The sequence below is a fragment of the Vibrio hepatarius genome (genome assembly GCF_011806575.1).
GTDB lineage: Bacteria > Pseudomonadota > Gammaproteobacteria > Enterobacterales > Vibrionaceae > Vibrio > Vibrio hepatarius_A.
In genome coordinates, this window is record NZ_JAATOO010000034.1 from 22012 (window position 1) to 33775 (window position 11764).

An 11764-nucleotide genomic window follows, 5' to 3' on the forward strand; every position below is an offset into this window, starting at 1 on the left:
ATTCTGTCTCTTAACGGTGCGATCCACCAACCAGAGACCATGGAGGAGATTCCAATGAATGTTCAATCTTTGCCGATGCTTCGCTATATCGACCATACTGGCGCAGCCGTTGAGCAACTCCCTGCGTGGGCAGACGACAAAACGTTAGTGAAGTTTTATCGCGATATGGTGCTGAGCCGAACTTACGATAACAAAGCCGTCGCCCTGCAACGTACTGGTAAACTAGGTACGTATCCTTCCCATTTAGGCGCAGAAGCGTTTGGTGTTGCCGTCGGGCACGCTATGCACCCAAAAGACGTGTTCATCCCCTACTATCGCGATATGCCAGCGATGTGGGTGCGTGGTATTCCAATGGAAAAGAACTTGCAGTACTGGGGCGGTGACGAACGCGGCAGCGATTTCACACCGATTGACGGTATTGCATCACGCGACTTACCTTTTTGCGTGCCAATCGCAACCCAATGTACACACGCTGTTGGCGTTGCTACCGCGCTAAAAATAGAGGGCAATCATCAGGTCGCGTTGGTAACTTGTGGCGACGGTGCAACCTCAAAGGGTGACTTTCTCGAATCGATCAACTGCGCAGGTGCGTGGAACTTGCCTTTGGTGTTTGTCATTAACAACAATCAGTGGGCGATTTCTGTTCCGCGTGCACTGCAGTGCGCCGCCGATTTTCTATCAGAGAAGGCCAAAGGGGCAGGAATTCATGGTATCACCGTTGATGGTAACGATGTGGTCGCGGTGCATGATTGCGTGTTGTCGGCACTAGACAGAGCGCGTAAAGGCAAAGGGCCAACATTAATCGAAGCAGTCAGTTATCGCTTAAGTGACCACACCACCGCTGACGATGCCAGCCGCTATCGCAGCGAAGATGAGTTGCAACAAGCGTGGGAGTATGAACCCGTTAAACGCTTAAAAAACTATTTAACAGATAGAGGTCTCTGGTCGAGTCAACAAGATTCAGACTGGCTGGCAGAGTGTAAGCAGCTCGTTGAGCAAGCGGTCGATAACTATGTGTCTCTTTCGCCGCAAGCACCGGAATCAGCATTCGATTATCTCTATGAATCTTCGCCAGCAGAGCTTAATGCTCAACGCGACGAACTGATCCAAAAAGCAATGCGTATGCAAGGAGGTCACCGTGGCTGAAATAACACTTGTTGAAGCGGTTAACCTCGCACTCCACCATGAAATGGCTCACGATGAGAATGTGGTGGTGCTCGGTGAAGACGTCGGTGATAACGGCGGTGTGTTCCGTGCAACCGTGGGGTTAAAAGAAAAGTTCGGTTTGCGCAGAGTGATTGATTCACCGTTAGCGGAAGCCTTAATTGGCGGTGTTGCCGTCGGCATGGCAACCCAAGGGTTACGCCCTGTCGCTGAATTTCAGTTCCAAGGGTTTGTCTTTCCGGCAATGGAGCACTTAGTGTGCCACGCGGCGAGAATGAGAAATCGAACTCGTGGACGACTAACCTGCCCTGCGGTGTTCCGTGCACCTTTTGGTGGTGGTATCCATGCGCCTGAGCACCACTCTGAAAGCGTCGAAGCTTTGTTTGCGCATATCCCCGGTTTTAAAGTCGTTGTCCCTTCCTCACCGCAGCGTGCTTACGGTTTATTGCTAGCCGCAATCCGCAGTAACGATCCCGTGATGTTCTTTGAACCCAAACGCATTTATCGCACCGTTAAATCCAAGGTGTTAGATAACGGCGAAGCGCTACCTCTCGATACTTGCTTCACACTAAGAAAAGGACGCGACATTACTTTAGTCACCTGGGGGGCTTGTGTGGTGGAATCTTTGCAAGCTGCGGAAACCTTATCTGCGCAAGGCCTTTCGGTCGAGGTGGTAGATTTGGCATCTATTAAGCCGATCGATATAAACACCATCATCAAATCGCTCGAAAAAACCGGACGCTTGTTGGTGGTTCACGAAGCCAGCCGCACCTGTGGTGTGGGTGCAGAGATCCTGGCACGTGTTGCAGAAAGTGCAATGTGTATGTTGAAAGCGCCGCCTAAACGTGTCACCGGAATGGACACGGTAATGCCGTATTACCGCAATGAGGATTACTTCATGATCCAAGAGCAAGACATTATTCAAGCCGCTCGTGAACTAGTGGAGGGTTGGAAATGAAAAACTTCCTATTACCAGACTTAGGTGAAGGTTTGGCCGAATCTGAAATCGTCGAATGGCACGTCAATGTTGGTGATACGGTCGAAATTGACCAAGTGGTACTGACTGTTGAAACTGCTAAAGCCGTGGTGGAAGTGCCCTCACCTTGCAGCGGTAAAGTCGTCAACAGACACGGAGAAGAAGGCGATATTGTCAATATCGGTGCATTACTGCTAGAAATTGAAGAGCCGGCAGATGCTTCGAGCAAAGCCAAGCCGAAAGAGGCTCAAAAATCCGATGCGGCTACCGTCGTTGGTAACGTGTCTCAGCACGCTCATCACGTGAACGTCGATGACTTCTGGATCGGAGGCGATAATTCCCATGTGGATCAACGCCCGGTGACCGCAATGCCTTCGGCTCGTTTGTTGGCCAAGAAGCTTGGTGTGAGTATAGAAAATGTGGAAGGCACTGGCCCAAATGGTCTGATTACCGACAGCGATATCTACCACGAAGCAAGTCGACAACAGCCAGGTACTGAGGTGTTAAAAGGCGCTAGACGAACCATGGCGGGCGCGATGGCAGAATCTCATCTCAACGTGGCAGATGTAACCATCACCGAAGAAGCGAGCTTAGAAAACTGGTCTGCCAACGAAGATATTTCCGCAAGGCTTATCAAAGCGGTAGTCTACGCATGCAAAAAAGAGCCAGCTCTCAATGCTTGGTTTGATGCCGACACCATGACGCGCTGCGTGCACAGTAAGGTGAACATAGGTATCGCGGTTGATAGTTCACATGGGTTGTATGTACCTGTGCTGCGCGACGCGGACAACTTCTCGGCTGAAGGAGTTCGACGCTGGTTGGATGAAACCGTCAAAGGGATTCGTGAGCGTAAAATTGCCCGCGAGCAGCTACAACACGCAACAATAACACTGACCAACTTTGGGGCGATTGCGGGGATTTACGCAACACCTGTTGTTTCCCCTCCTCAAGTTGCGATTGTGGGCGCTGGTCGCATTATCGAAAAACTTGTCATGCGTAATGGACAGCCCGTCGCCATCAAAGCGATGCCACTATCGATTACGTTTGACCACAGAGCCTGCACGGGTGGTGAAGCAGCTCGTTTTACCAAAAAACTGGTGTGGCACTTAGAAAGCCGCTACCAAGACTAGATCACAAGGACTCAGGCAAACCCATAACGCGCCATCAGAATGCGTTATGGGTTTGCTCTGCATGCTATCTTTGTTCAAACCGTTATTTAGCCCGATGAAAACAAACCTCAATACATTAACCATCTCACAATTAATACTTCTATTCATTCATCACAGTGATTTGTAAATATCCAACTAATCGCATTTCAATCATTTGAGAAAACTCTATTATTGATAGACAACTGTTGGCACATCCAACCCACCGATAAAAATAGAGAATATGACTCGATGCAACGTCGCTATAAAGCTTTGCCTATTCACATACATCTATCCACCGTTATCATTTTGGTCGTCGTCATTGTCTCTGGCGTGCAGATTTATCTCTCCAATGACGGCCTGAATTCGCTTATCAAAGATGCTAACGACAAGCTATTTAGCCGTGTCGCGTCAGAAACGCGCTATAAATTGGATTCTTACTACCACTCCGCTTTTCTAGCGTTAGGGGCATTTGCGAAAAGCCAAGTCGCCCACTCCAACGTCGCAGAAGAAAGAGAGTTAGCCTTGGCGGGGATTGCTCACCTGCTTGACGAACATCCTCATGTATCGTCATATTCATTCTATTATCCCAACGGCGATTTCTACTCCGTAATGCAAGTTAAGAGCGATAAAGTCAGGCAGTTTTTTGGCATTGATGAACGCACGCACTATATCGAAACACACGAGGTGAACGAAATCGCTACCATCACCGGATTAGAATCTTCGCTCAATAAAGTCGATGAGTTTGAACTGGATAAGAAGTTACTCGTACAACATCACGATGATTTCGCCGATGCAAAACTGGACGCCAATATTATCTCTGCGCCGTTTGTGCTTCCGGCTTTAAAAGAGCTAGGGCTGACTGTTTATAGAAAGAACTCATTTGGTACGATCATCTCGATTAATATCTCTCTCAAAGATTTGGAAAAGACGCTTGCTAGCACCTTAACGACGCCATCTTCGATTCGCGCCCTGTACACCGATTCTGGTGATATTTATGCCGCCAGTGAGCGTGATTTACTCGACACCGAAACCAGTGGCCGTGCGATGAAAGTTGCGGATTTGTCTCAATCTGTTTTGGCATTTTCAATCAGCCAGCATCAACGTACCAATACGATTGAAACGTTCAACTTCAACGGCGAGCAATGGTTTGGAAAAGTCGTTCCGCTTGCGCCGCACAACAACGAACCCATCAACCTACTGATGGCGACCAAAGCGGCTGACTTGTTTGATTCTGGTGTGGTAATTAAACAGCAAACGCTTTACGGTTCGCTGCTCGTTTTACTGATAACGCTGCCTTTTATCTATGGCGTATCGCGTTACGTTGCACAGCCGATCAGACGAGCGACTCAAAAAGCGCAAGACATCGAACGTTTCCGTTTCTCGTTTGAGCCACAGAAACCAAGCTACATTAAAGAGATCCGAGAGCTAACCGAAGCTCAGGCCAGCACACAACTAACGATTAAGCAGTTTATTTCGCTCACCAACAACATCGCGCGCAAAGAGAATGTCGACGACATCTTGAGTCTGGTTTGCCAAGACATCGCGAAAGCGGTCAACGCTCAAGGGGCGTTTTTGTACTTGCTCGATAAAGAAACGAATCGCGCAATCCCTAAATGCCTTTGGTGGGAAGAAGAGAATGACGACAGCTCAAATGAAATCTTCCAACAGCCGATTCCATTGGCCAGTCAATCTCCGTTTGTGCAGCGTGTCTTCGTACAGAAAGAAGCGCATATATTCAAACTTGGCGACATTGCCTTCTTTGCTTCCACTCAAGTGGTCAATCAAGACGCTCAGTTTATCTGTTATCCACTGATTGACCGAACTGGTGACGTCATTGGTGCATTTACCGTGATGTATCACCAAGGTGATGTGCAGAAGCTGCACGACAAGTATGCACACTATTTGAAAACGCTGTTGGGCTTTACGTCGGTGACGATTGAAACGCTCAACATGTACGACGCGCAAAAAGCGTTGCTCGAGTCCTTCATCCAAGTGTTTGCTGGCTCTTTGGATAAGAAATCTCCTTACACTGGTCACCACTGCCAACGAGTACCCGTGATTACCGAGTGGTTAACCCAAGCAGCAGATAAATCAAAACTCGCCCCGTTCAACTGCTTTTCATTAAACGTTAAAGATTGGGAAGAGTTGCGAATCGCGAGCTGGCTGCACGACTGCGGAAAGATCACCACCCCAGAACATATCGTCGACAAAGCGACAAAACTGGAGTGCATTTACAACCGTATCCACGAAATTCGCATGCGTTTTGAAGTGCTCAAACGCGACAAACGCTTGGAGTCTTACGCTGAAATCTTTGGTGAACTACCCAATGACGCTGAACAAAAGCTGTCTCACGTTCTAACGCAAATAGACGAGGATTTTCAGTTTATCTCGGAGCTTAACGTCGGTGGCGAGTTTGTCAGTGACGACGACCTTGAGCGTTTAAATACCATCGCTAAAAGCAACTGGACGAGAACCCTGTCCAAGCGTTCAGGTACAGCTTGGGTAGAACAACAACGTTTCTCTGGTGAGGAAATAACACCTCAAGAGGAAAGCTTGCTCGCTGACTTGCCGGAGCACATCGTGCCGTGGGAAACGAATCCGCCGCAAGACAAACGCTTTTCGATGAAGCCACCGCAACACCAAGCCAACTTGGGAGAGCTCTACAATCTATCGATTCGTCGTGGTACGTTAACCGATGAAGACAGATTCATCATTAATGATCATATTATTCAGACCATTAGAATCTTAGAGTCGTTACCTTTCCCACAACATTTGAAAGACGTGGCGCGGATTGCCGGCGGACATCACGAGAAAATCGATGGCACTGGCTATCCTATGGGACTCAAGGGAGAAGACATGCCGCTGACCGCCAAAATTATCGCGGTTGCGGATGTGTTTGAAGCCTTGACCAGTACCGACCGTCCTTACAAGAAAGCTAAAACACTCAAGGAAGCAATCAAAATCATGAGCTTCATGGCCAAAGAAGGCCACCTTGACCAAGACGTATTCGAGCTGTTCCTAACCTCCGGCGTTTACCAACGATTCGCAGAAAGCTACATGCTGACTGAACAGTTGGATGAAGTCGACGTTTCCTCGTACGTCGCTTAACTAGCAAATGTGGCTTTAGTAGAAAACGGTCCCGCTCAACGCACAACAGTGTTAAGCGGGACTGATTGTATTCAGTCACGAGTCAGACAGAGTCAATTAGCTCAGGCAAAATCTCAAACAAATCACCAACCAGACCGTAATCTGCCACTTCAAAGATTGGCGCATCTGGGTCACTGTTGATGGCGACGATCACCTTGGACTCTTTCATCCCCGCGATGTGTTGAATCGCACCTGAGATCCCAACCGCAATATACAGCTCAGGAGCTACCACTTTACCCGTTTGCCCTACTTGCAGATCGTTCGATACATAACCCGCATCGACCGCAGCACGCGAAGCACCGATCGCGCCACCTAGTTTATCCGCTAGTTGTTCTACCAACTGAAACTGCTCTTTGCTGCCTAGCCCGCGCCCGCCCGATACCACAACACGAGCCGCGGCGAGTTCTGGACGTTCGGAAACCGTAACTTTGCGCTCAACAAACTCGGTATTCGACGCATTAACCTCCGCTGGCACTTCGATAATCGGCACTTCTTGGTTGCTGCTTGGTTGGGCTTTATCAAATGCGGATTCACGTACAGTGATGACTTTGATCGCGTCATGGGATTGCACTTTTGCCAGCGCGTTACCAGCATAGATTGGTCTGATGACGGTATCAGCGGAGACAAACTCGATCACATCGGACAATTGCCCTACATCGAGTAGCGCCGCCACTCTTGGCATTAAGTCTTTACCAAAGGTGCTGGCCACCGCCAATACGTGCGAATAGCCACTGGCTAGCTTTACGACCACAGGGGCAATCACTTCACTCAGCGAGTTGGCGTAAGCGCTGTGCTGTGCGACGAGTACCTGCTCCACTGTTCCATATTCCTTCGCTTGCATCGCAGCGCCCTGGCAATCATCGCCGATGATCAGAAGATCAATCGAACAATCCTGATTAAGTTCTGCTAGTTGCTGAGCGGCGGTTAGTGTCGCTAACGTTCCCGAGCTAAGTTGAGAGCCATTGTGTTGAGCAATCACCAAAATTTTTGTGCTAGATTCACTCATGTACGCCTCCCTTTACTCGATGACTTTCGCTTCGTTACGCAGTTTGTCCACCAGCTCGGCAACACTCGTCACCTTTTGTCCTGTTTGACGAGCTTTTGGCGGCATCACTTCTAGTGTGCTTTGTGACGACGACAGACTTACCCCTAACTGCTCAGGCGTGAGTTGCTCCATCGGTTTGCTTTTGGCTTTCATGATATTGGGCAATGATGCGTATCTTGGTTCATTCAAACGCAAATCAACACTAATCACTGCTGGCAACGATAACTTAAGCCGTTCCAATCCACCATCGATCTCTCGTTCAACCTCTACGTTGTTACCCTCAATATGGATTTCAGAAGCAAATGTCGCCTGCGGCAATCCCGTAATCGCGGCAAGCATTTGTGCCACCTGATTGTTGTCGCTGTCGATTGATTGCTTACCAAGTAAAACCAGAGTCGGTTGCTCTTTTTCGATCACCGCTTTAAGCACCTTAGCCACGCTCAGCGGCTGGCATTCAACATCGGTCTCAATATGAATCGCTCGATCAGCGCCAAGCGCTAACGCGGATCTTAGTTGCTCTTGGCAAGAAGATTCACCCAGCGATACGACGATCACCTCTTCTGCTAGACCTGATTCTTTGAGTCGTATTGCTTCTTCGACAGCTATTTCGCAAAACGGGTTGATGGTCATTTTGGCGTTTGCGGTTTCTACGCCACTACCATCTGCTTTGACTCGAACTTTGCTGTATGGGTCGATAACACGCTTAATCGCTACTAGAACTTTCACGTAACCTCCTGCCGATGTGCCAAGTTATTTTGAGCTTAGTAAAGTTTACGTTTACGTCAACTGGACTATATTTAACTAAGTACAACGAGCACTAACTGGAAATCAGGTTGGGTTGGAGTATGGAAAGAGAATCGATGGAGTTTGATGTTGTCGTCGTTGGCGCAGGGCCAGCGGGACTCTCAACGGCCTGCAAACTTGCCCAATTGAGCCAACAAAATAATCGAGATCTCAGCATTTGTGTGGTCGAAAAAGGTGAGCAAGTCGGTGCTCATATTCTATCCGGCGCGGTGTTTGATCCAATTGCGCTTAATGAGTTGTTTCCTCAATGGCGAGATAATCCTCCGCAGATGACGCCTGTCAGCAAAGACGAGATGTTGCTGCTTTCTACCCAATCCAATCACATCCACATACCTCAAGTATTCGTACCTAAGAGTCTACGCGTCGGACACGAGCAATACGTACTCAGTTTAGGCAACTTGTGTGTATGGTTAGCCGAGCAAGCTAGCCAGTTGGGCGTTGAAGTGTTTCCCGGCTTCGCTGCACGAAGTCTGATTAAAGATGAGCAAGGCAAAATCGGTGGCATCGTGACCTCTGACATGGGGCTAGATAAAGATGGCAAGCCGAAAAGCAACTTCCAAGCAGGTGTTGAGCTTAGAGCCAAATACACCGTGTTTGCGGAGGGCGCGCGTGGACACCTTGGACGAGAGTTGATCAAACTCTTTAAACTAAGTAAAGGCAAAGCGGCGCAACATTACGCCATCGGACTTAAGGAGTTATGGCAACTGCCAGAAGGCGATAAACGATACCAACCTGGCTTAGTGATCCACGGCTTTGGTTGGCCGTTAAGCGACTCTGAGAGCAACGGAGGCAGTTTTCTTTACCATCTCGACAATCATCAAGTGGCCGTGGGTTTGATTGCCGACCTTAATTACGCCAATCCTTACCTGAATCCTTTCGAAGAATTCCAACGCCTGAAACATCACCCAGCGATTTCAAAGCATCTACTTGGCGCAGAGCGTGTTTGCTTTGGTGCTCGCGCCTTAACGAAAGGCGGTTTGTTTGCCCTACCGAAGCAGCAGTTTCCCGGAGGGTTATTGATTGGTTGTGACGCAGGGACACTGAATAGCGCCAAAATCAAAGGCAGCCATACCGCGATGAAATCTGGATTGTTAGCGGCAGAGGCCGTATTTGCAGAATTGACCTCCCATTCACCGGCTGATGAGCCAGATTATCAGTCTCGATTTGAATCGTCTTGGCTGTATGACGAGTTAAATCAAGCGCGCAACTTTACAGGTGCTATCCACAATTACGGCAGTTTGCTCGGAGGAGCAATTGCGACCTTGGAATACAATATTTGGCCATACTTGAGTAAAAAACCGGTGCCGTGGAATATTGTCGACCCTCAAGCCGACTACTTATGCATGAAAGAGAAAAGCGGCTGCAAAAAAATCGAATACCCGAAACCAGATAAGATCTTGAGCTTTGATAAGCCGTCTTCTGTGTATTTATCAGGAACAATACACGAAGAAAACCAGCCAAATCACTTATTAATTTCGAGCCTGAGAATCGCGCTCAACAACCATATCCCGATGTTTGACGGACCAAGTCAGAGGTTCTGTCCGGCGGGTGTGTATGAAATATTGGAATGCGAAGGCGGACATCGTCTACAGATCAATTCTACCAACTGCTTACACTGTAAGACGTGCGATATTAAGGACCCGTCTCTCAACATTACTTGGGTTCCGCCCGAAGGTGGCGGCGGGCCTAACTATCGTAATATGTAACCGCAATTTAACGGTGTAAGTCACGATTAAACTACATGGGCACAGATGCTATTTTTATCATCGAGTTTCGCTTTGTACATCGCGATGTCGGCGTGTTTAATGATCTCGTCATATTCCACACCATGCTCTGGAATGAACGCAATGCCTACACTACCAGTAAGATCGACCTCAGCGCCGCCCGGTAAACTGTATGTCGTAAATACCTCATTAAAGAGCAACTGAACTTGCCTATAGACCTCTTTTTTGCTGCGAATGTTTTTAAACAAAATGGCAAATTCATCACCACCTAACCTGGCGGGGATAATATCAGGTAGCTCATCGAAATATTCGAGCAAGCATACCTCTTTGTTTTCTATGTCAAAGTAACGGTTCAAGTGAACCGCAAACTGAAACAACAACTCGTCACCGATTTTGTGCCCATAGGTGTCGTTGACCAACTTAAAGCCATCGAGGTCAATAAATACCAAGGCGCCAGTTAGATCTGACTCTTCAGCTTTGCCTAACCATTGTTCTGAAAGCATTTGGAAATAACGCCTGTTGGGTAGCTCAGTCACCACATCAAAATACGCCAGCTTATAAATCTCACTTTTATTGCTCTCAATTTTTTCCATCATTGAAGAAAACGAGTTTTTGATTTCGCGAATTTCTTTTGGCATCACACGCGACGTTTTAAAGTCTACGTCCACCGCTTGTTTTCCGTTTTCAATACGTCTAATTGTTGCCAACAGACTTTCCAGCGGTTTAATTAAGCTAAATGAAATAGGAATGGTTATGAGCAGTGCCAACGCTACACCCAAAAACATCACCAGCATTGCGGTTTCATCAATGTGCTCGGCTTTAACTCTTAGCTCTTCTAGCGGCTGTGGCACCATCACGCCCCAACCAGCATTCGGCACGAATGTGTAACCAGCAATCATGTCACCTTTTAATGCGGGTGAATAAAACTCTTCGACTCCTGTTTTTCCGGCAAGCATTTTTTGCACCGTACTGACTGCCAATATGTTCTTACGCGCGTCTATCCAAGAGCTCATAGGGTGAGCGAGAACATTCCCCGCTTGATCGACGATCGCAGCATGACCTTTTTCACCGAATGAGACCTTTCTCCCCATATCAACAATGTACTGCGTAGTTAAGTAGCCTAGTAAGTAATGGTCGGAATACTTTTGCACCACGAGCAGGATTGGCGTGTTGGAATAACTTTCGTCTACGGTCACAGTAGAAAGCGAGACTTTGTCACTGTTGGCTGTGTCTACCAGCAAACGCAATACATCACTATCGAGTCTCTGAGGACATGAGTTCTGTTTATAAAACAAACAACCAGTCAGATTTCCTTGCTTGTCGAACTTTCCCACCATACTAAAGTTATAACTGGCCAAAAGTTGCTTGAAGTTACTTGAATTAAGCTGATTTTCCGACTCAGAATCAATGATGGTAAAAATACCCGTCACATCTTGATAGTAACGCTCAAATGCCGCTGAAAGGTTTTGCGCGATAACTAAGTGTCGTTGTCGAACGTCTCTCAGCTCAGATTCTAATGCTTTGGAATAAGGCCAAGCCCAGAAAAGAGCCAAGGGGATAACGGTTAATAAACAACATGTGATAACAAACAGATGTCTAAGCTTCATATCTACAACTCTTTCTATTCCAATGAAGGTTCAGCACATTAGACACTAAACGCTGAGCACTATTTCCTATACGCTCGTCAGTTATCCCGACAAAGCACTCTTAGCCAGAGTGACGTAGATTGATGATGTACTAATACTAAGGTTCGTTT

The 11764-nt window shown here is 47.7% G+C and carries 8 protein-coding genes; 5 read left to right on the forward strand and 3 right to left on the reverse strand.

The window, feature by feature from the left end; all coding sequences use genetic code 11:
- Positions 1-54: 54 nt before the first annotated feature.
- The 4 genes from pdhA (at position 55) to HCZ42_RS19735 (ending at position 6396) form a co-directional block, all read left to right on the forward strand.
- Complete coding sequence (pdhA, locus tag HCZ42_RS19720) at positions 55-1146, forward strand: pyruvate dehydrogenase (acetyl-transferring) E1 component subunit alpha (protein WP_167422414.1); 1092 nt, start codon at positions 55-57, stop codon at positions 1144-1146.
- Positions 1139-2122 carry an alpha-ketoacid dehydrogenase subunit beta gene (locus HCZ42_RS19725; protein ID WP_167422415.1) on the forward strand — a complete coding sequence of 328 codons (984 nt, stop codon included), beginning with the start codon at positions 1139-1141 and terminating at the stop codon, positions 2120-2122. Before pdhA ends, HCZ42_RS19725 begins: the two co-directional genes overlap by 8 nt.
- The gene (locus HCZ42_RS19730; RefSeq protein WP_167422416.1) at positions 2119-3270 is read left to right on the forward strand and encodes a dihydrolipoamide acetyltransferase family protein; all 1152 of its coding nucleotides are present in this window, start codon (positions 2119-2121) and stop codon (positions 3268-3270) included. The genes HCZ42_RS19725 and HCZ42_RS19730 overlap by 4 nt, the downstream gene beginning before the upstream one ends.
- A gap of 267 nt (positions 3271-3537) precedes the next feature.
- The gene (locus HCZ42_RS19735) at positions 3538-6396 is read left to right on the forward strand and encodes an HD domain-containing phosphohydrolase (RefSeq protein WP_167422417.1); all 2859 of its coding nucleotides are present in this window, start codon (positions 3538-3540) and stop codon (positions 6394-6396) included.
- A gap of 82 nt (positions 6397-6478) precedes the next feature.
- Here the strand turns inward: HCZ42_RS19735 and HCZ42_RS19740 are convergent, their stop codons facing one another.
- Both HCZ42_RS19740 and HCZ42_RS19745 read right to left on the reverse strand, forming a co-directional pair.
- Positions 6479-7441: an electron transfer flavoprotein subunit alpha/FixB family protein gene (locus tag HCZ42_RS19740; protein ID WP_167422418.1), complete on the reverse strand. Its 963-nt coding sequence runs from the start codon at positions 7439-7441 to the stop codon at positions 6479-6481.
- A 12-nt stretch (positions 7442-7453) separates the two neighbouring features.
- Positions 7454-8206: an electron transfer flavoprotein subunit beta/FixA family protein gene (locus HCZ42_RS19745; RefSeq protein ID WP_167422419.1), complete on the reverse strand. Its 753-nt coding sequence runs from the start codon at positions 8204-8206 to the stop codon at positions 7454-7456.
- A gap of 119 nt (positions 8207-8325) precedes the next feature.
- Here HCZ42_RS19745 and HCZ42_RS19750 point away from each other — a divergent pair, with 119 nt between their 5' ends.
- Positions 8326-9990 carry an electron transfer flavoprotein-ubiquinone oxidoreductase gene (locus HCZ42_RS19750; RefSeq protein ID WP_167422420.1) on the forward strand — a complete coding sequence of 555 codons (1665 nt, stop codon included), beginning with the start codon at positions 8326-8328 and terminating at the stop codon, positions 9988-9990.
- A 26-nt stretch (positions 9991-10016) separates the two neighbouring features.
- Here the strand turns inward: HCZ42_RS19750 and HCZ42_RS19755 are convergent, their stop codons facing one another.
- On the reverse strand, positions 10017-11615 hold the full coding sequence (locus HCZ42_RS19755) for a sensor domain-containing diguanylate cyclase (RefSeq protein WP_167422421.1): 1599 nt from the start codon (positions 11613-11615) through the stop codon (positions 10017-10019).
- Between the last annotated feature and the right edge of the window lie 149 nt (positions 11616-11764).

Coding starts and splice junctions, on each gene's coding strand:
- pdhA (WP_167422414.1), top strand. CDS start 55: ATGAATGTTCAATCTTTGCCGATGCTTCGCTATATCGACCATACTGGC.
- HCZ42_RS19730 (WP_167422416.1), top strand. CDS start 2,119: ATGAAAAACTTCCTATTACCAGACTTAGGTGAAGGTTTGGCCGAATCT.
- HCZ42_RS19740 (WP_167422418.1), bottom strand. CDS start 7,441: ATGAGTGAATCTAGCACAAAAATTTTGGTGATTGCTCAACACAATGGC.
- HCZ42_RS19735 (WP_167422417.1), top strand. CDS start 3,538: ATGCAACGTCGCTATAAAGCTTTGCCTATTCACATACATCTATCCACC.
- HCZ42_RS19750 (WP_167422420.1), top strand. CDS start 8,326: ATGGAAAGAGAATCGATGGAGTTTGATGTTGTCGTCGTTGGCGCAGGG.
- HCZ42_RS19755 (WP_167422421.1), bottom strand. CDS start 11,615: ATGAAGCTTAGACATCTGTTTGTTATCACATGTTGTTTATTAACCGTT.